General features: G+C 35.1%; 17 protein-coding genes. 8 read left to right on the forward strand and 9 right to left on the reverse strand.

The window, feature by feature from the left end; all coding sequences use genetic code 11:
* Positions 1-4: 4 nt before the first annotated feature.
* The 4 genes from bioD to FYC62_RS04540 all read right to left on the reverse strand — a co-directional run bounded on the left by bioD (position 5) and on the right by FYC62_RS04540 (position 3,117).
* The gene (gene bioD / locus FYC62_RS04525; RefSeq protein ID WP_149074082.1) at positions 5-613 is read right to left on the reverse strand and encodes a dethiobiotin synthase; all 609 of its coding nucleotides are present in this window, start codon (positions 611-613) and stop codon (positions 5-7) included.
* A 1-nt stretch (position 614) separates the two neighbouring features.
* Complete coding sequence (locus FYC62_RS04530) at positions 615-1,721, reverse strand: aminotransferase class I/II-fold pyridoxal phosphate-dependent enzyme (protein WP_149074083.1); 1,107 nt, start codon at positions 1,719-1,721, stop codon at positions 615-617.
* 6 nt (positions 1,722-1,727) lie between these two features.
* On the reverse strand, positions 1,728-1,973 hold the full coding sequence (locus FYC62_RS04535) for a hypothetical protein (protein WP_149074084.1): 246 nt from the start codon (positions 1,971-1,973) through the stop codon (positions 1,728-1,730).
* A 361-nt stretch (positions 1,974-2,334) separates the two neighbouring features.
* A complete protein-coding gene (locus tag FYC62_RS04540) occupies positions 2,335-3,117 on the reverse strand; it encodes an XRE family transcriptional regulator (RefSeq protein WP_149074085.1) in 783 nt (260 codons plus the stop codon).
* An 84-nt stretch (positions 3,118-3,201) separates the two neighbouring features.
* On the opposite strand from FYC62_RS04540, the gene FYC62_RS04545 reads away from it, so the two are divergent.
* Positions 3,202-3,570 (forward strand): GIY-YIG nuclease family protein, encoded by a 369-nt coding sequence (locus FYC62_RS04545; RefSeq protein ID WP_317131517.1) that lies wholly within the window; start codon positions 3,202-3,204, stop codon positions 3,568-3,570.
* Here FYC62_RS04545 and msrB read toward each other — a convergent pair whose 3' ends face one another.
* The 5 genes from msrB to FYC62_RS04570 all read right to left on the reverse strand — a co-directional run bounded on the left by msrB (position 3,571) and on the right by FYC62_RS04570 (position 11,796).
* Positions 3,571-4,068 (reverse strand): peptide-methionine (R)-S-oxide reductase MsrB, encoded by a 498-nt coding sequence (msrB, locus tag FYC62_RS04550; protein ID WP_149074086.1) that lies wholly within the window; start codon positions 4,066-4,068, stop codon positions 3,571-3,573.
* 41 nt (positions 4,069-4,109) lie between these two features.
* Positions 4,110-7,262 carry a peptidase MA family metallohydrolase gene (locus tag FYC62_RS04555; RefSeq protein WP_149074087.1) on the reverse strand — a complete coding sequence of 1,051 codons (3,153 nt, stop codon included), beginning with the start codon at positions 7,260-7,262 and terminating at the stop codon, positions 4,110-4,112.
* 39 nt (positions 7,263-7,301) lie between these two features.
* Positions 7,302-9,758 carry a transglycosylase domain-containing protein gene (locus FYC62_RS04560; protein WP_149074088.1) on the reverse strand — a complete coding sequence of 819 codons (2,457 nt, stop codon included), beginning with the start codon at positions 9,756-9,758 and terminating at the stop codon, positions 7,302-7,304.
* A gap of 112 nt (positions 9,759-9,870) precedes the next feature.
* A complete protein-coding gene (locus tag FYC62_RS04565) occupies positions 9,871-10,647 on the reverse strand; it encodes an amidohydrolase (protein WP_149074089.1) in 777 nt (258 codons plus the stop codon).
* A 3-nt stretch (positions 10,648-10,650) separates the two neighbouring features.
* Positions 10,651-11,796 (reverse strand): methionine aminotransferase, encoded by a 1,146-nt coding sequence (locus FYC62_RS04570; protein ID WP_149074090.1) that lies wholly within the window; start codon positions 11,794-11,796, stop codon positions 10,651-10,653.
* Positions 11,797-11,888: 92 nt separating this feature from the next.
* Between FYC62_RS04570 and FYC62_RS04575 the strand changes: the two genes are divergently transcribed.
* The 7 genes from FYC62_RS04575 (at position 11,889) to FYC62_RS04605 (ending at position 19,856) form a co-directional block, all read left to right on the forward strand.
* On the forward strand, positions 11,889-12,668 hold the full coding sequence (locus tag FYC62_RS04575; RefSeq protein ID WP_039454409.1) for a queuosine precursor transporter: 780 nt from the start codon (positions 11,889-11,891) through the stop codon (positions 12,666-12,668).
* A gap of 18 nt (positions 12,669-12,686) precedes the next feature.
* On the forward strand, positions 12,687-13,382 hold the full coding sequence (locus FYC62_RS04580) for a phosphatase PAP2 family protein (protein ID WP_149074091.1): 696 nt from the start codon (positions 12,687-12,689) through the stop codon (positions 13,380-13,382).
* 693 nt (positions 13,383-14,075) lie between these two features.
* Positions 14,076-14,753, forward strand: a complete 678-nt coding sequence (locus FYC62_RS04585; RefSeq protein WP_168199382.1) for a hypothetical protein — start codon at positions 14,076-14,078, stop codon at positions 14,751-14,753.
* 424 nt (positions 14,754-15,177) lie between these two features.
* Positions 15,178-15,738 (forward strand): hypothetical protein, encoded by a 561-nt coding sequence (locus tag FYC62_RS04590; protein ID WP_149074093.1) that lies wholly within the window; start codon positions 15,178-15,180, stop codon positions 15,736-15,738.
* 388 nt (positions 15,739-16,126) lie between these two features.
* The gene (locus FYC62_RS04595; RefSeq protein ID WP_149074094.1) at positions 16,127-17,749 is read left to right on the forward strand and encodes a type I restriction-modification system subunit M; all 1,623 of its coding nucleotides are present in this window, start codon (positions 16,127-16,129) and stop codon (positions 17,747-17,749) included.
* On the forward strand, positions 17,739-18,866 hold the full coding sequence (locus FYC62_RS04600) for a restriction endonuclease subunit S (protein ID WP_149074095.1): 1,128 nt from the start codon (positions 17,739-17,741) through the stop codon (positions 18,864-18,866). The genes FYC62_RS04595 and FYC62_RS04600 overlap by 11 nt, the downstream gene beginning before the upstream one ends.
* 3 nt (positions 18,867-18,869) lie before the next feature.
* On the forward strand, positions 18,870-19,856 hold the full coding sequence (locus tag FYC62_RS04605) for a hypothetical protein (RefSeq protein WP_149074096.1): 987 nt from the start codon (positions 18,870-18,872) through the stop codon (positions 19,854-19,856).
* Positions 19,857-19,886 lie beyond the last annotated feature (30 nt).

The raw sequence follows: 19,886 nt of genomic DNA on the forward strand, positions 1-19,886 counted from the left end.
AGGTTTATAATGTGAGGTGTTTCCCTGCTTCTTTAACGCTGTTTTTATCTAAATTGTTTAGCACCGGGATAGTTCCTAAATGTTTAAGCTTGGTATATTGGGTAATATAAGCTTCAGAATCTGGATTATGGCCATTAAAAAGAATACCTTTTACAGGGATGTTTCTGCTTTTTAACAATTCGTAACTTAAGAGTGTATGGTTAATGCTGCCTAAATAATGTTGAGATACTAAAATTACTTCTGCTTTTAGCTGAGCTATTAAGTCTACTATCAAAAACTGCTGATTTAGCGGAACCATTAAGCCACCAGCGCCCTCAATAACTAAGGTGTTTTGCGTTTCTGGTACTTTAATAGTGTTGATGTCTATTTCAATACCATCTAAACGGGCTGATAAATGTGGCGAAAGAGGCTGTGTAAGTTTGTAAACTTCTGGATGAAAATAAGTTTTATCGTTACTTACCAATTGTTTAACGGTGATGGTATCAGAGTTTTCTAAATCTCCTGATTGTATGGGTTTCCAATAATCGGCTTTTAAATGCTCTGTTACAATGGCTGATGTTACGGTTTTTCCTACGCCTGTGCCTATGCCTGTGATAAAAATGGGTTTCAACATATTATATTTTAGTTAAAGCTTCACTTAATTTTTCTATTTCTTCGTCTGTATTAAAGGTATGTAAACAAATTCTTAACCTTTCTTTGCCTTCTGGAACGGTTGGACTTAAAATGGGTCTGATATCAAAGCCGCTTTCATTTAAAGTAGCAGCTGCTTGTCGGCAAGCTGTATTTCCCTGAATGATTATTCCTTGGATAGCGCTATTGCTTGGCATTAATGCAATACCTAATTTGCTGGTTAATTGTTTGAAATAAGCTATTTTTTTCTGAATAAGAGTGCTGTAATCGCTACTTTTTAATTGCTCATAAGCTGCTTTTATGGTGTATAAGCTGTGTGGAGGTAGGGCAGTGGTATAAATAAAAGAACGGGCGAAATTGATGAGATAGCTTCTAAGTTCATCGCTACCTAATACAATAGCTCCGTGGCAGCCCAAAGCTTTACCGAAAGTAACTACGCGGGCAAATACTTGGTTTTCTAAACCCAACTCGCACACCAACCCTCTACCATGTTTACCAAATACGCCACTGGCATGTGCTTCATCTACAATGAGATGAGCGCCATATTGTGCTGCAAGTGCGGTTATTTCTTTTAAAGGTGCATGGTCTCCGTCCATAGAAAAAATACTTTCTGTAACGATGAAAATATTCCCTTGGCTATTTTTAATTTTTGATTCGAGATGCGCTAGATCATTATGTTTAAAGGTATAGCGTTGGGCATAGCTTAGTCTAGCACCATCAATAAGACTAGCGTGGATAAGTTCATCACAAATAATGGTATCGCCTTTTTGGGGCAGGCTAGAAAGTAAACCTACATTGGCATCATAACCAGAGTTAAAGATTAAGCCTGATGATGCCTGATGAAAACGAGCGATTTCTTTTTCTAAGGTTTCTGTAAAACTTGAATTTCCGGTGATTAACCTTGATCCGCCAGCACCATTTCTTGATTTTTCTGAATAGGCAATTTCATCAACCCATTCTTTTACAGATAAAGATTTAGCAAAACCCAGATAATCATTAGAAGAAAAATCAATAAGATTATTCTCGCTTTTTAAGGTTCTTAAAGCGTTAGCGGCAATTCTTTCCTGTAGTTTTTGATGGATGAAATTCAAGTTTTTTTATTCAAAAATAAAGAAAGATTTTGAAATGATTATTTTGTGTTTAGGCTGAGGTCTAATATCTACCTGCCGCAGGCAAGTATTTAATATAAATGATGATGAAATGACGTGTTTAGGTAATTCGATAGTCGAGCCTAAGCACAAACAACCGTTTACGCCCAATTCCGCCTTGGCGGTTGCGGCATCTACAGGACTAGCCCTAGCAGAACCTTTAGAAGCAAGCGGCGCAGCGGAGAGTTTATTCAATTAGCTTATTGTTTTTTTAAAGGCTTTCATGTGTTCGCTTAGCTCGGGTTTGGGTACTTTTTGCGGAAACATGCGAAGCATTCATGAAGGCCAAAACATAAAACTAATACTTTAAATAAAAGGACCTTGACATGGCCGGTCAAGAGGCCGGAAAGCCCTGTGTGAATGCCTGATTTTTAAATATTTATATAATAGCTTCAATGATAGCGGAGTCGAAGCCCTTTAATCCTTCGACTCCGCTCAGGATGACAAACTATCCTCTAAGAATGATAATTCTGTTCTCACTTTAAATTCCTATTTAATAAAGTAGTTATTCCAATGTAATGATGATTTTTAAAACATTATTCTATCTATTAATTTATCAGTTCGTTTTGTTTTTTTGCATTTCTACTAAAGATTTTTGCATTTGGGCCATCATGCTGGTTAGAGTCTCCATGGTAGGCTCTGGCATTGGCTGTGGTAATTCTGTAGAAATAAATGCTTTTGCTTTCCAGATTTCTAAAATATCTTCTGCTTCTATGGTATAAGGTTCGTAAACGGGGTTGTCTGATGATAATTTCAAACCCTTATCTGGTCTGAACTTGCTGCTTAACCTTTTATAAACTACACCTTCGTTTTTACTAATCACAATAGCAGTTTCGCCAGCTTTGATATCGTTATTCCAGTTTTCTACATACTCTGCAATAATGATTGAGCCTGAAGGCAGTGGTAGCATAGAATCTCCTTTAATTTCAAAAGCCCTATAAGTGCCTTGTTTAAAGATAGGTAAAGAAAAACGAGGTAGGGTGCTTACATACTCAGGGTCGCTATAACCATTAAGATAACCTGCACTAGCTTTAACCTGTACCAATTCTATGTTTTCTTTATCATCTTGGTCTACCGTAATACTCAGTACACGAAGGTTAGAAGGGTCTCCTTTTGGTTTAGGTGTCCATTTATCGTTTATCTTTTCATTGATGAAATCATCAATACTTAACTCAAAAAAGTCTGCGAATTTTTTTAGCAAATCATATTTTGGTTCTGCCCGGTCTTCTTCGTAGGCACCAATTAAAGATCTTTTAATTTCCATAACATCAGCAAATTGCTGTTGTGTAAGGCCTTTTTTCTTTCTGAGGTATTTTAAATTATCAGATATTTTTCCCATTTCTAAAAATATTTGCAAATACTAAAATTATTAGTATTTTTATGCTCATAAAATTAGCAATAAAAAATTAATAGCCAAATAATAATGTTAAAGAATTTAAATGCAGATCAAATGAAGAATATCGTTTTTATAGTTACAGACAGAAATAGAAATAATTTACATGTTGGTTTAAGTGCTGATTTAATAAAAACCATGAACTTCTACCGTAAAATGCCGAACCTATTTTTTGATGCTGGGCAACAGTTAACTCGCTTGGTTTATTTTGAAGAGTTAAGTTCTGAGACTATGGCAGCAGAGCGTTTTAAAATGATTAACCAATTTACCAGGTTACAAAAAGAGAAGATGATAAGAAACGTTAATCCGGATTGGATTGATTTAACTACCGGATTAGACTATGAGAAGATGTTAAAAACAGGCTTCCAAGTGAAACCTGTTTTTAGCTTTATGTCTTAATTATTGTTTGATGAATTTAAGTGCTGCCGAGTTGATGCAGTATCTTAAACCTGTAGGAGCGGGGCCATCATCAAAAACATGGCCTAGGTGTAAACCTGTTTTAGCTTCTATAACTTCATCTCTTACCATGCCATGGCTGTTGTCTTTTACCCAAATAACAGCTTTATCATTAATGGGTTTGGTAAAACTTGGCCATCCTGTACCAGAGTCAAACTTGTCTTCAGAACTAAAAAGTGGTTCGCCTGTAGCGGCACTTACATAAATTCCTTTTTCATGGTTATTGTAAAACTCATTTTTAAAAGGAGGCTCTGTTCCTTTGTTCACCATAATTTCATAAGCAACAGGAGATAATATTTTCTTCCACTCGCTTTCTGCTTTTTGAACAGGGAATACTAAAGCTTTTTGCTCATCTTTTTTAGAAGATGTATGATTATTTTGTCCGCAAGCAGCAAAAGTCATGACTGCTAAACTAAACACGATTGATATAAACTTTTTCATACTATTATATACGTTTGTAAGGCTATATCAGTTTTTTAAAATTACCATCCTGGTGCAAAAGCTAAACCAAATACAGGTTTCTGAATATCCACGCGGTTAAACGGAATTGCCAGATATGGTTCTAATACAAAATATCCAAATACGTTAACCCTGGCAGATATACCCGCACTTAAGGCTGGTACTCTTACATTTTCCTCGTAAAGAGCTGTATTTGTTGCTGCATCGGTTCCTATTCTTCTAGGGGCTTTTCTATCCCAGGCAATTCTATCGCCTTCATTCCAAGAAACTCCGGCATCAAAGAATAAGTTTAAATCAGAAAATAAGAATTTAGACGGGAATGCAGCTAATTTCTCTGGCCCGGTAAATGGTAGCCTTACCTCAAAGTTAGAAATTAACATTCTGTTACCTATCAATTGGTTGATGTTAAAGCCATTTTCTTCTCCTGTTAAGTTTCTGCCATTATAAAAGCTATTGGCTTCATAACCTCTAATTAAGAAAGGCATCCCTATAAAGAGTGGGAATAATTGGTTGTTTACATTTCCTATACGACCGAAACCATAAATTCTACCTGCAAAAGTTACTGGTTTTACCCTTACATATTTTCTTAAATCAATAATTGGAGCGGTAAACTGGAAAGTACCAAAATTTTGTTCTATGCCAATTCTGTATCTGTAACCACCCAATGGAGCAGCAACACCAGAATATGAATTATCGCCAACTAAAGCTGTGTTTAATTGGAAAACAGTAAAAGAACTTAAATTGAAACCTTGGTCTTCTAAAAACTCTTCTCTTGATAACTTTCTTCTATCTTGAAAAATAGGAAATCTGGTATTAGGATCGTAATAAGTACTAAACCTGTCTACACGGTAAGAGTAATAAGAAGCACCAGCGCCAAGCTCAAAACGGGTAGTTTTAGAGAAAGGATAAGAGGTAAAACCTTGTACAGATTCTTCAAAAGTTCTGATGATGTCTACATATTCTTCTATAACAGGCCTATCGGGTCCATTTTCTTGAGGCAAACCTGTAGCTTTTATACCAAACAAACCAGACTGAAAAGGTAGGTGAGATACAGAAGCTCCCCAGTTCCATCTGCTTTCTTGGTTGATATAGGCAAACTGAGCTCCAAAATCATAAATTTCTCCGTTAACAGCAGCGGCTGCGAAAATTTGGTTTCTACTTAAAATATCACTAAAAATAGCTTGTACGCCAGATTGCATACCTGTACCAAATCTGCTGGTAGCTACACCAACACCATTACTGGCTATATAATCTAATTGAAACTGAGATTTAAAAGGGATAGCTTTAACAGAATCTACAGGTGTATCATCATAAGCAAGGAAATTGTCTAAGTTTTTATTGATGATATTAACACCAACAGAACTTGGTGGTGGTAAGGTTGCTGCTGTAAAATCTACCGCATTGCTATTTACCAAAGTGCCTCTAAATTCAGTTACATGAGCATTGTAAAGGGTATAGCGTTGAGAGCGATAATAAGAATAAACAATATCGTTATTCTTTGAAATACTTAAAGCTGGCGAACTTTCTGTAATACCACTAATACCCGTGAAATAATCTGTTAATTGCTCTACATAATCTCTAGAAATGTTGTAACGATACATGTTTCTAAAACCATCTCTGTTTGATAAGAAATAGATATTTCTATCATTAGCATCAAAAACAGGGTTTAAATTATTGGCTTTAGGGAATACATTGATATTGGTTACTTTCTTGCTGGCTACATCTAGTATAGCTAAGCTCATGCTGATGAAAGCACTTAAATCTTTACCTAAATTTTGTCTATCTGTAGAAAAAACAATCTTTTTGCCATCTGAAGAGAAGCTAGGCTGATAATCTGTAAACCTATCATTGGTTAATTGTGTTACTTCTTTGGTTTCTAAGTTGTAAGAGAAAAGATCGCTTTGCCCATCTTTAAGACCAGAAAAAGCAATTTCTTTCCCTGTTGGAGACCAGTTTAAATTACCAAACTGTTCTACTTTACCCATAGATTTTTGTAAAACTGTTTTGCCATTATCAATATCTACAATAATGAGTTTATTTCTACCTTCAGAAAAGGCGCTAAAGGCAAACTGTTTACTATCGGGCGACCATGAGCCGGCAGATTCTATGTAATTAAACTCATCAATATGACTGTTTTTAATTTTGGAGGTTAACTTGCGGATGATTTTTCCTGTTTTAGCATCGGCTAGAAATAAATCTATAGAAAAGAGCTCTTTTTCTGAAAGGAAGACTACATATTTTCCATCAGGACTGATAGCAGGAGAGAGGTTCATATCTCCACCATTTTCATTATCTATCAGTTTGGTACCTATGGGTTTTTGTGTAGTATCTTTTAAATAAGGCGTATAAGCATTTTCTAAAGAACTTTTCCATAAGCTAGATAGCGTTTTTTCATCATAACCAAAAGTTCTTCTAATAGCCATTTCATAACCAAATTTAGCTGTTGATCTAAAGAAGGGCATGATAATCGTATCGCCGTAAGTAGAGCCTATAAAAGCCCAAAAAGCTTGTCCGTAACGGTAAGGAAAATATTTACTATTGGTTGTTAAATCATTTAAAGTTGGGATGTCTTTATTCAGCACAGCGTCACGCATCCACATAGCTGTATTGGCATCTACCTTACCTAAGGAAAGGTATTCTGCCATCCCTTCAACCATCCATAAGGGTAAATTTCCGATGTTTTCAAGCTGTGTAGAATCTCCTTCTATTAAAGAGTGGTACTGGAAAGCGTGAACCAACTCATGCCCAAGAACGTGTCTGGTTTGGAAATTACTTTCTTGAATAGGCATGAAAACCCTGTTTTTTAAACCTTCGGTAACACCGCCTGTTCCTACACTAATTTCTGAATTGATGATGGTAGTTTGTTGAAATTCTGGCGAGTTTCCGTAAAGGATAATAGGGTTGGGGCGCTTAAAAGTATCTCTAAAAATTTGCTGATGTAAAGCATACCAAGCTTCACTTTCTTTTGCGAAATTTTTGATTAAGCTATCATTCTCAGTATAGTAATATAGATGAAAATGTGGCGTCTCATAAACCTTAAACTTAAGATTTTTATACCTCACTTTATTTTGTCCGAAATATTGCGCTTGCGCATTTCCAGCAAACAATAAGAACAGGGAGCTAAAAAATAAAGTAGTGTATATTTTAGCTTTATTAAATGTAAAATTCTTTGTCATGTTATGGAGCTATAATTCTTAATCATTTTTATGGATGATTTACTCTTGTTCTTCTTTTCTTTTTTCTCGCTGCAATTTTCTTTCATCCTTTTTACTTAAAGGCGCTTCTGTTTCTTGCTTTTGAGTAACACCCTGTTTAACATCAGGAGTTTTATTCTGGTTTTTATTTTCAGTTTTTATTTCTGTTTCAGGATTTACTTCCTGGTTTTGCTGCGCCTCAGGATTTTCTATTTCCATCAGCATCAAAGAATCTACAGCCAAGCTATCTGTGCTGTTGGTATCTACAACAATTCTCGGACTAGGGCATATATAAGTACGAGTAATTTCAATATCTGGTTTAGGAAAAGGACCTGGCGTTATGCCTGTTTGTGGGTCGCGATATACTTTTTCCATAAACTTACCAAAAATAGGTAAAGCCGTTCTAGAGCCTTCACCTGTTTGTGCATCCTTAAAGTGTATACTTCTATCGTCTGCACCAACCCAAACGCCTGTCACTAAATCTTTGGTGATACCCATATACCAACCATCAACATAATCTGATGATGTACCTGTTTTACCACCAATTTGGTTATTTTTCTTCCACAAATCCCATTCCCATAAGGCTTGCGATGTGCCGCCGGGTTCTTCCATACCACCTCTAAACATATATAGCATTAACCATGCTATTTCTTCGCTTAAAACTTGTGTATGTTTTGCTTTAAATTCTTCGATGATATTGCCATCTAAATCGGTTATTTTCTCTACCAAAATAGGGTCTACTCTTTTTCCTTTATTTAGAAAAGTGCCATAAGCCCTTACCATTTCATAAACGCTAACATCATTAGAACCTAAACTTACAGAAGGTACGGATTGTAATTTACTTTCGATACCACATTCATGCGCTAATTCTACAACTTTATCCCAACCTACTTGCTCTGTAATTTGTGCGGTGATAGAATTTACAGATTTTCCCATGGCCCAGCGTAAGGACATTTCGCGGTAAGAGAAGTTCCAATCGGCATTTTTAGGTTCCCAAACTTCGGTCTTAGAGCCTATTTTATAGGCTATTTTAACAGGTTTATCGGTAAACTTATCACAAGGGTTTAAACCACTTTCTAAAGCCGCTAAATAAGCAAAAGGTTTAAAGGTAGAACCCGCCTGACGTTTAGATTGCTTTACATGGTCATATTTGAAGTAGTTATAATTATCACCACCAACCCAAACTTTTATTTTGCCAGAAAAAGGGTCTAAAGTCATCATACCTGTATTTAGCATTTTGGCATAATAAGTTAAAGAGTCTATGGTAGAAAACTCCACTTCTTTATCACCATCCCAGGTAAAGACAGTCATCTTTTTAGGCTTATTTAAATAATAATCTATAGAGTCGCGGTTATTTTTAAGACGCTTTTTAAAATCGACATACCAAGGCAATTTTTGTAAGTTGTTTTCTATAAAATTCGGAATAACATTTCCTTCAGAATCTCGCCAAGGCTCTTCATCTCCCCAAACATTATTAAACCTTCTTTGCAAGATTTTCATGTGGTTTTGTACCGCTTCTTCGGCATATTTTTGCAACCTAGAATCAATGGTGGTATAAATTTTTAAGCCATCCTCATATAAATCAAAGCCATTTTCATCACACCATTCTTGTAGCCATTTAGCAACCGCTGTTCTTAAATAAGAATCGCCATCATTCTTGCCGGTATCTTTACCTAAATTAAGTTTTAAAGGTTTTTTTACTGTTTTTTGATAAGTAGCATCGTTTATATATTCGTATTTAAGCATTTGTGCCAAAACAATGTTTCGTCTGTCTAATGCTTTTTCGGGGTTTTTAATAGGGTTGTAGGTTGATGTTGCTTTAAGCATTCCTACCAATAGGGCTGATTCTTCTAACTTAACTTTATCTACAGCTTTATTGAAATAATGCTTTGCTGCGGTGTTGATACCGTAAGAATTATTACCAAAAGGTACGGTATTGAGGTACATGGTGATAATATCTTCCTTAGAATAATTGGCTTCTAATTTATAGGCAGTTAGCCATTCTTTAAATTTAGAAACCAAGGTTCTTACTACCGGGATATGTTTAATAAAACCTTGAGATTTATTGTTTCTGGTACGATATAGATTTTTTGCTAGCTGCTGTGTGATTGTACTTCCGCCACGTTTATCTCCGGTAAGGGTAGAAATAACGCCAGAACCTATGGAAAGGAAATCAACCCCAGAGTGCTTATAAAACCTAGCATCTTCTGTAGCGATTAAGGCGTTTACAATGGTGCTATCAATCTGATTGAAATTAACAGGCGTACGGTTTTCTTTATAGTATTTGCCAATGAGTTTGCCATCTGAATAATAAACTTCTGAGGAAAGACTTAATGATGGGAATTTAATATCTTTTTTTACGGGAGAATAACCAAAAAGCCATAAAAAATTAAGCTCTACTGCACAAATGAAAATAATAAATAGGTAAATAACAATACTGAAGTATCTGAGAGGCTTATTAGGTATTTCTTTAAACATATATAAAGATGAAAAAAAGATGCTTTGATTTATAAATAGCTACAAAAATAATTAGCCAGCAGACTAAAACGCTAAATTATGGCTAAAATTTCAGTTTGCTAAATTTTAAATGTTAAATCAAGTTAAAATCATCAGCATCTTTCAAGAAAGGCATTTCTGTTCTTACCCTTTCTACTTCAGCTTTATTAATGGTAAAGGTATAAAGGTCTTCTTCGTCTCTTTTATAGTAGATAACATCTCCAGCAGGACTTAAACAAGTAGTATCTCCACTATAATAAATTTGTTTACCATCATAACCAACACGGTTTAAAGCGATGATAAATGATTGATTTTCAACTGCTCTGGCAGGGATCAGCATACGCCAGTGATGCGCTCTTTTCTCGGGCCAATTGGCAACCACCAAAAGTAAATCATATTGTTGTTGATGGTTTCTTAGCCATACCGGGAAACGTAAATCATAACAAATGGCCAATCTTATTTTCCAGCCTTTAAGCTCTACAATAACCTGTTTATCACCAGCTGTATAAGTTTTATCTTCCTCTCCTAAACCAAATAAGTGTTTTTTATCATAGGTTTCATAGCTCGCATCTGGGCGCATCCAAACCATACGGTTATAGAAATTGCCATTTTCTTCTATAATAAGGCTTCCGGTAACTACGGCATTGAATTTTCTCGCGGTATCTCGCATCCAGTTAACGGTTTTACCATCCATTTTTTCTGCATTTTCAACAGCATTCATGGTAAAACCTGTATTAAACATTTCTGGCAACACAATTAAATCTGTACGCTCTCTAATATCAGATAGCTTCAAACTTATATTTTGGAGATTCTTGGCAGCATTTTCCCAAAATAAATAGGCTTGTAAGAGCGTCACTTTTAATTGTTCCATTATTTAAATTTTAACTAGATTATTAACGGCTTTTTCTAATGTTTCTTGCTTTTTCGCAAAACACAGCCTTAAGGTTTTGTAATCTGTAGTTTTAGAATAAAATGGAGAGGCAGGTATACTGGCTACTCTATATTCTTTTAATAGTTTCATAGCCATGTCAGTATCTTTGTCAAAAGATATCTTCTCATAGCTAACCATTTGAAAATAAGAGCCTTCGCAAGGTAATAAAGTTAATTTAGTTTCTTGCAATAATTTTCTAAAAAAATCTCTCTTTTCTTGATAAAAGCTAGCCAATCCTAGATAAACATCGGGTTTTTGCATATAGGTATTTATAGCGTATTGCATAGGTGTATTCACAGAAAATATCTGGAATTGATGCACTTTTCTAAATTCTTTCATCAAAGCTTCTGGGGCACTGCAATAACCAATTTTCCATCCTGTGGTATGGAAAAGTTTACCAAAACTAGCCGTTACAAAAGTTCTTTCTTTCAGCTCGGGATAAGCCGCTAAGCTTAAATGTTTTCTGCCATCGTAGGTTAAATGTTCATAAACTTCATCACTCACAATAATAATATCTGTATTTCTGGTGATGTTGATGAGTTCTTTAATATCGGTCTCATTCAATGTTCTACCTGTAGGGTTATGAGGCGAGTTAACGATAATCATTTTAGTATTAGCAGAAACTAGCTTTTTTACCGTACTCCAATCAATTTCATATTCGGGAGGTGCCATTTCATAAGCCTTAACTAAGCCACCTAAAAGCCTTACCATGGGTGCATAAGCATCATAAGCAGGTTCAAAAATAATGACTTCATCATTTGGTCTTAAAATAGCGGTGATGGCTGTTGAAATGGCTTGCGTACCGCCAGCTGTAATGGTTATTTCTGTTTCCGGATGGTAATAAGACTGATGTAAATTTTCTATTTTAGCACTTAAAGTTTCTCTTAAAGCTAATAAACCAGGCATAGGCGCATACTGGTTATGGCCTTTTTTCATTTCTTTAAAAACCAGTTCTTTGAGTTTTTCATCACAATCAAAATCTGGGAAACCTTGAGATAAATTAATGGCATCATATTCTTGAGCCAAAGCACTCATCACAGAAAAAATAGTGGTAGTAACGTTGGGTAACTTTGAAATAATATTAATCACGAGCTTTAAATTAGAACATCCCAAATTAATATTATTTTTAAACTAACAGAAACCTAATCTTTTTGTTATAGAAGAATTATTTAAACTAAACCATGGACAATACCATTAGTTATCAATCTAAAGCCAATAAGTTATACATCATTTTAGGCGGTTTTTTTATTGCCAATGCTATACTTGCCGAATTTATAGGGGTAAAAATATTCTCCGTAGAAGAGTCTATAGGCTTAAAAAAGTTTGATATCGACCTTTTTGGGGTAGAGGGATTATCTTTTAACATGTCGGCAGGGGTACTAAACTGGCCTTTTGTATTTATCATGACGGATATTATAAATGAATATTATGGTGTTAAAGGCGTAAAATTCTTATCCTATTTAGGTGCTGCTTTAATAGCTTTTGCTTTTTTAATGGTAGGTTTTGCCATGTCTTTAAGTCCTGCAGATTTCTGGTTACTGCAAAATATTAACGGTGAAGCTTTAAATATGAATAATGCCTTCTCGGCAATTTTTGGCCAAGGTATGTGGATTATTATAGGCTCTATCACTGCATTTTTAATAGGGCAGGTGGCAGATGTTAGCATCTTTCATAAAATAAAGAAACTAACGGGCGAGCGTAATTTATGGCTAAGAGCCACAGGTTCTACTTTGGTTTCTCAACTGATAGATAGCTTTGTGGTGATTTTTATAGCTTTTTACCTTAACCCACAATACAGCTGGAGCTGGCAAATGGTTGCCGCAATAGGTTTGGTGAATTATACCTATAAGTTTATTGTCGCACTGCTTTTAACCCCCATCTTATATGTTTTACATAGTGCTATTGATAGGTATTTAGGAAAAGATTTGGCGCAGCAATTGATAGCCAAAGCTGCTCAATAATTATTCTTCATTTAGGCTATGATGATTAAAAACACTTATCAAAAGCTGGTTAAAACTTTGCTTTTGCTTTTTTCAGAAGCGGCAATTCTTTTTTTATTGTTGTTTACCGCACTTATCGTTTTTCTATTTACGGCAAAAATGGTGTTTATTGATGAACGCCTGGAGTTTGATTTATATGTTTTTAAGCTCTTACTTGAGCATGTAAACCCAACTTCTACTGCCATCATGCTGTTTTTTACGCAATTGGGTAGTTCGGTAGTTATCACCACAGGAAATCTTTTATTGATAGCCTATTTCTTGTTTTTAAAAAAACGACGATGGTTTGCCTTAAAAGTACCCGCAGTATCTTTAAGTAGTTTAGCTTTAATGCTAAGCTTGAAAAGCCTTTTTAACCGACCAAGACCGCTATCGCCTTTGCTTTACCAAGAGCTAGGCTTAAGTTTCCCAAGCGGACATGCCTTAAGCGCCGTAACTTTTTATGGTTTAATCATCTATTTAATCTCCATCAGCAGTTTAACCAAACAAACCAAGTTCTTTATTAACAGTCTTTTAGTTTTCATCATCTTTATGGTGGGTTTAAGCAGAATATACCTAAGGGTGCATTATACCAGCGATGTAATTGCCGGTTTTTGTGCTGGTATTTTATGGCTTTGGTTGGCGGTAAAAATATTAAACGGTATTGAGAAATTTAGTAGGAGGGAGTTGGGGGGGTAGTTTGTTAGGTGGTTAGTTGGTTAGGTTGTTAGTTGGTTAGGTGGTTGGATGGTTAGGTTGTTAGTTTGTTGGATGGTTAGTTTGTTGGGTGGTTAGGTGGTTAGGTGGTTAGGTGGTTAGTTTGTTGGGTTTTATTGATTGATTTTTGATGGATTGAATGAGTGATTAAGCTTTCCTAGATTTTTTAATTTTTAATTTTTCCTTTTGAATTTTGAATCAGTTGTCGGTTGCCAGTTTTGAGTTTTTAGTTCTGGGTGTGAATGTTATTGATTGATTTTTGATGGATTGAGTTTTGATTGAATGATTAAGAGATTTTTGTGTTATTGCGATGAGGAACGAAGAAGCAATCTTGATTTTATTGATTGATTTTTGAATGAGAGATTGATTGATTGATTTTTGAATTTTTAATTTTTCCTTTTGAATTTTGAATCAGTTGTCGGTTGCCAGTTTTGAGTTTCTTGTTTCCAGTTTTTAATTTTTAATTTTCACTTTTTAATTTTTCCTAATGAATTTTCCAAAAAAAATGTAAAATTTTAGTTTTCCACACTTGTAAGTTATTGTTTATCAGTATTATATTTTGTATTTTATTGTTTTAGCCGTATTAAAGGAAATTGCATGTGCAAAACTAAACATAATTACTATTTAACTGCTATTTAAATTTGTATTGATTGATGTAATCAGATACAAATAGCTATGAGAAAAATGCCGATATCTTCCGTTTCTATAAGCCAGCGTGGTGTTGCGGGTATACCTAAATCTAACTGTGAACTTGTTTTTAGGGGAAGATTAATTTTAAAGAATATTTATTTAACCTATCATTTTTCTACCGAGAAAGAATTAAAAACGGGTATGCAAATGCCCGAGGATTATTTCTTAGCTATTATTCCTTTTTTAGAGGAAGAGGGTTTAGATGCTGCTCATGAATATTTAAGCTTTAGTGCTGCTGGAATTGCTATTAAAGGGTTTGAAGGTGGTTACAGTCATTACAGCAGGGAAAAGTTAGCGCTTCTGTACATCATCATCAATTACGAGTTGGGGAGAAAGTTGCAAATTAACGCTTTAATTAAAGATGAGCTTATTGGTATTAAGAGCATGGCAGATTTGGTAGACTGGGTAAGCAACTATCAAAACGAAAAGGATATGCAGCGTATTTTAGAAAAAGATAATTTAAGTACAGCTACTGCTAGGCCGCATAAATCTAATCCTATAAGCCCAGATGATTTACTTACCCGAAAGGAGCTGGCTAGTAAATTAAATATCTCTACCAGAACCATTAGCAGGCATCCCGATAAGTTTGTTCCTATTTTAATAGGTAAGCGTTACCATTACAGTTTGCAAGATAGTTTAAGGTATAAAAATGTAAAACTTTAGGCTTTATATACTCAAAAATAGCTATCTCTTATTCCTTCATTCTTAGCTGCCCGGCTAGATAAATCATGCTAAACAAGGCTTAATTTCATCCTGGCTAAGCCTAAAAAAATCCCTCATCATTAAGCTTTTAGTTTTTGTCAACTTTTTTGATAAAAAAAGGTCTTAAATCTGTTATTTTCTTCAAGCTAGGTTCACCCTAGGATCACCCTACTATCACCCTAGGATGAACCTAGCTTAATTGAGCTTTTAAATGATGACACAAGTAGGAAAATAATGGACAAAAGATGACAAATTGATACAATTGAGACAGTTTTTAGTCAATAGTGTACATGTTTAGACATAGTATGCCAAAATTCTGGAAGCCTAAAATTAGCCTCTACTTTTGGGATATGAAGCAATGGAGCTTCTGTAAAATTTATTAAATATGGCTATAAGTCAGAACAACGTTATTACCCACGGTTTAACGGGTAAAATTGGAGATTTGCTTGTTTTTAAAAGGCAATTTGGTAAAACAGTGGTTACCAAGATACCTGCAAAAACCACTATTGCACCTACCAGCAACCAAACCGAGGTTAAAGATAGGTTTACCTTAGCTAGTAAGTTTGCTAAACAAGTATTACAAAACCCGGTATTAAGCTTACAATATGCCACTATGGCTAAAAAAGGGCAAAGGGTTTACAATGCAGCTTTTGCCGATTATTTTGTAGCCCCAAGTTTAAGCGACCCTAGAGGTGTTTATGATGGGGGAGTTGGTACCCAATTGGTGATTAAAGCCATTGATAACTACGAGGTAAAAGAAGTGCAGTTGGCTATTTATGATAGCACTGGCGATTTGGTAGAAGAAGGTAATGCTACCTTACTTATAAGTGGGGTAGACTGGCAGTTTACATGCGCTACTGCTTTTGCCAACCCCACTGGCTGCAAACTTTTATGGAGCGCTACAGATTGGGCTGGCAATACCACAGAACTAGAAATTACCGTGTAATTTAAAACTTATGCTAAAATTGTGAACGGCTACCAAAGATGATTTGGTAGCCGTATTGTTTTGGGGTATTTTTTTTAACTACAAATTAGAATTTAGATAATATTATTATATTCGTTTGCTTGAAAAACTTAAACATCTACGATATTTTTATAAGTGTCTTGATTTTATTGAATGATGGTTTAAATAAATTAAATGGTTAATAAGAAAACGCTTTCTGAACATGATATTTGCACAAATTTTACAAGAAAATGCAGCCTCCTGATTTAATCTTAAACATACAATCTATTAACTAGGGTAAAACAAGAGAGTAGATTTTTTAAGCTTTTATAAATACAAACTAAATTAGCAGAACTGCAAGCACTAGAATTTAAATATTTTTAACAGCATAATGGCAAAACAGAAGAAAGAAACCGACAACGAAGGTTTGCAAGCATCTTTGAAAACAAAAACAAAGCGTGAGCAAATAAAAGAAAAAACAATAGAAGTTACCCTTTGGGAAGCAGCAAATAAATTGAGAGGAAGCGTGGAGCCTGCAGAATACAAACACGTGGTGTTAGGGCTGATTTTCTTAAAATTTGCCAGCGACAAGTTTGAAGAACACCGAGCAAAACTGATTGCCGAAGGTAAAGAGAAATACATTGAAATGCCTGAGTTCTACAATATGAACAATGTGTTCTTTTTGGAAGAAACAAGCCGTTGGAGTTACCTGATTAAAAGAGCCAAGCAAAACGACATTGCCCTGCTCATAGATACTGCCTTGCACACCATTGAAAAAAATAACAAAGCATTAAAAGGTGCCTTGCCAGATAATTACTTTTCCCGTTTGGGTTTAGATGTTACCAAACTGGCATCCTTGCTCGATACTATTAACGACATTGACACCAACAAAGACCCTAAACAAGATGTAGTTGGCAAAGTGTATGAATACTTCCTTTCCAAATTTGCCTTGGCAGAAGGAAAAGGTAAAGGAGAATTTTATACGCCTAAAAGTATTGTAAACCTCATTGCCGAAATGATTGAACCTTACAAGGGAATCATTTATGACCCAGCTTGCGGTTCTGGTGGTATGTTTGTGCAGAGTGTTAAGTTTATAGAAGCACACCACGGCAACAAAAAAGAAATTTCTATTTACGGACAAGAATACACCAATACCACCTACAAACTGGCAAAAATGAACCTTGCCATACGGGGCATTAGTGGAAACTTAGGCGAAAAAGCAGCCGATACCTTTCTGGACGACCAACACAAAGACCTGAAAGCCGATTTTATTATGGCAAACCCGCCTTTTAACCAAAAGGACTGGCGGGCAGAAAATGAATTAACAGACGACCCACGTTGGAGAGGTTATGATGTACCACCCAAAAGCAATGCCAACTATGGTTGGATTTTGAATATGGTGAGCAAACTTTCTGAAAACGGTGTGGCAGGTTTTATCTTGGCTAATGGTGCATTAAGTGGCGGTGGCGAAGAATACAAAATACGCAGAAAGCTGATTGAAAATAATTTGGTGGAAGCGATTGTAATTATTCCAAGAGATACCTTTTACACTACTGACATCAGCGTTACGCTTTGGATTTTGAACAAAAACAAAAAAGCAAGAATGGTTGAAATAAACAGTAAACAGAAACACTACCGTGACCGTGAAAAAGAAATCCTGTTTATGGATTTAAGGCGTTGGGGGCAGGAATTTGAAAAACAGTTTATTGAATTAACTGACGAAGAAATTGGGCAGGTGGCGGAGAACTATCACAACTGGCAACAAGCCGACTACAAGAAAACCTACAAAAATGTGCCAGAGTATTGCTACTCTGCCAGTTTTGAAGAAATACAGGCAAACGATTTTTCATTGGTGCCAAGCAAGTACATTCAATTCATTGACCGAGACAGCGAAATAGATTTTGACACCGAAATGAAACGCATACAAAAGGATTTCAAAACTCTTTTGCAAGAAGAAAAGCAATCACAGGAACAGTTGATTAACGCATTTAAAACTTTGGGCTATGAGTTATAAGCGTATTGGCGATTATATTCATTTGGTGGACAACCGAAATAAAGATTTAGCGGTTACAACCCTATTGGGTATAAATATTACCAAGAATTTTATGCCTTCGGTTGCCAATACTTCTGAAACAGATTTATCAAAATATAAAATCATTAATAAGGGACAATTTGCATATAGTGCAATGCAGGTAGGCAGAGACGAAACCATCCGTTTAGCTTTATATACAGATGATAAACCTGCCATTATTTCCCCGGCTTATTTAGTAATTGAAGTAAATGACAAAAATGAATTGTTGCCCGAGTATATGATGATGTGGTTTCAACGACCAGAATCAGACAGATACGGTTGGTTTATTAGTGATAGTAGTGTAAGAGCAAGTTTAGAATGGGAACGCTTCTGCGAAATACAAATCCCAATTCCTGATATTAATGAACAACGAAAATTTGTAGCTCTTTACAAGGGATTACTCACCAACCAAAAAACCTACGAAAACAGTTTGGCTGACTTGCAATTGATTTGCGATAGCTACATTGAAAACCTGATTAAGACGGAAGAACCCGAATTGCTCGGAGAATACATAGAGCAATCGGATGAAAGGAATAACGATTTGCAGGTAACTTTTTTGCAAGGCGTATCAACCAATAAAGTTTTGATTGAAACTAAAGCCAATACAAATGGACTTAGTTTTCACAACTACAAAGTTGTAAGAACAGGCGAATTTGTTTATGTAGCTGATACTTCAAGGCGTGGCGATAAAATTGCTTTGGCTATGAATTCGGTTGAACCTTGTATTGTTTCCGCCATATACACAGTTTTTCGAGTTGTAAAAACTACGGAATTGCTTCCTGAATATTTGTATTTGTGGTTTGCTCGACCTGAATTTGACCGTTACGCAAGATTTCATTCTTGGGGCAGTGCAAGAGAAACATTTGACTGGGCTGATATGTGCAATGTGAAATTGCCAATTCCCGATATCAAAGTTCAAGAAGCCATTGTAACCATTTACCACACGTTGGAAACTCGTAAACGAATTAATGAGCAATTGAAAAATACCATTAAACCGCTTTGTCCAGTGTTGATGAAAGGTGTGGTGGAGAGTATGAAATTAGAAACAGTAGAAAATTAAACTATGCTTTTATTATTACCACAGAAACCTGCAAATTCAATCCAAGTCCACTATTGGTTTGCTGACGAGTCACACACAATGGATGCACTAGTACAAAACAGATGTGAATATGAGTTTCTAGCTTTAGTTAAAGAGATTGCTAATATTTATGATTTAGACATTGTAATTGAAACAGAGCCTTTAGCAAATGGAGGTTTAAAAAGATGGTATAAAGCGGTATTAAAAAAGGAAAGTAAAAGTGGGGTAATTAAAATTGCCCTTGTTACTTCATTGGCTACAGCTGTATTAGTAACACCCATTAATACGATTGTAGGTGAGTTGACTAAACACTTAATTGAAAAATTATTAGAAAATAAGAGTTTAGAAGAAGCAAAAAAGAAAAACATAGATCTTCAAAATGAGAAGCTGCAATTAGAAATTCAGAATTTAAAAGAGTCTAAGAAAGATGAGCAAATTTTTAACAATAACATAATTAAAAAGAGACGGTCTAATTTTTATGAAGCTATAGATAGACATTCAAAAATTACTAAAATATCATTTGTGTCTCAGAATGATTTAAAAGAGGATATTACAGAGGAATATACTATTAATAAATCTGACTTTAAAAAATTTATTCTAACAAGTGATGAAATTGAATCTGAAATTGTGCCGGAAGCCATTATAGAAATTATTGCGCCAGTCTTAAAAAAAGGTTCTTACAAATGGATTGGAATTTATAAAGGTGAAACTTACCATTTTAATATGAATTCAATTGAGTTTAAAACCTTGGTGCAAATTGGTGATGTGGAGTTTAAAAATGGTTCTTCAATTAATTGTGAATTAGAGATAAAGAAAAAATTAAACAGTGATGGGACTGAAAAAATTACTGGATATAATATAATAAGGGTAAATAGTTATTTCCAAAATAGTGAGCCAATAGAAACAAAAGAAGGTAAGCGCTACAGGCAATCACAAGAAGCAATTAAACAACAAACTAAATTAGATATTTAATTATTGTTCCAAAGCCACTGATTTTTGCTT

This window comes from Pedobacter aquae, assembly GCF_008195825.1.
In the GTDB taxonomy this organism is placed as follows: domain Bacteria; phylum Bacteroidota; class Bacteroidia; order Sphingobacteriales; family Sphingobacteriaceae; genus Pseudopedobacter; species Pseudopedobacter aquae.

Excerpts from the sequence above, each read along its gene's own strand:
- FYC62_RS04590 (WP_149074093.1), top strand. The coding sequence starts at position 15,178 with ATGGCTATAAGTCAGAACAACGTTATTACCCACGGTTTAACGGGTAAA.
- FYC62_RS04560 (WP_149074088.1), bottom strand. The coding sequence starts at position 9,758 with ATGTTTAAAGAAATACCTAATAAGCCTCTCAGATACTTCAGTATTGTT.
- FYC62_RS04555 (WP_149074087.1), bottom strand. The coding sequence starts at position 7,262 with ATGACAAAGAATTTTACATTTAATAAAGCTAAAATATACACTACTTTA.
- FYC62_RS04600 (WP_149074095.1), top strand. The coding sequence starts at position 17,739 with ATGAGTTATAAGCGTATTGGCGATTATATTCATTTGGTGGACAACCGA.
- bioD (WP_149074082.1), bottom strand. The coding sequence starts at position 613 with ATGTTGAAACCCATTTTTATCACAGGCATAGGCACAGGCGTAGGAAAA.
- FYC62_RS04580 (WP_149074091.1), top strand. The coding sequence starts at position 12,687 with ATGATGATTAAAAACACTTATCAAAAGCTGGTTAAAACTTTGCTTTTG.
- FYC62_RS04575 (WP_039454409.1), top strand. The coding sequence starts at position 11,889 with ATGGACAATACCATTAGTTATCAATCTAAAGCCAATAAGTTATACATC.
- FYC62_RS04545 (WP_317131517.1), top strand. The coding sequence starts at position 3,202 with ATGTTAAAGAATTTAAATGCAGATCAAATGAAGAATATCGTTTTTATA.
- FYC62_RS04565 (WP_149074089.1), bottom strand. The coding sequence starts at position 10,647 with ATGGAACAATTAAAAGTGACGCTCTTACAAGCCTATTTATTTTGGGAA.
- msrB (WP_149074086.1), bottom strand. The coding sequence starts at position 4,068 with ATGAAAAAGTTTATATCAATCGTGTTTAGTTTAGCAGTCATGACTTTT.
- FYC62_RS04540 (WP_149074085.1), bottom strand. The coding sequence starts at position 3,117 with ATGGGAAAAATATCTGATAATTTAAAATACCTCAGAAAGAAAAAAGGC.
- FYC62_RS04605 (WP_149074096.1), top strand. The coding sequence starts at position 18,870 with ATGCTTTTATTATTACCACAGAAACCTGCAAATTCAATCCAAGTCCAC.
- FYC62_RS04585 (WP_168199382.1), top strand. The coding sequence starts at position 14,076 with ATGAGAAAAATGCCGATATCTTCCGTTTCTATAAGCCAGCGTGGTGTT.
- FYC62_RS04595 (WP_149074094.1), top strand. The coding sequence starts at position 16,127 with ATGGCAAAACAGAAGAAAGAAACCGACAACGAAGGTTTGCAAGCATCT.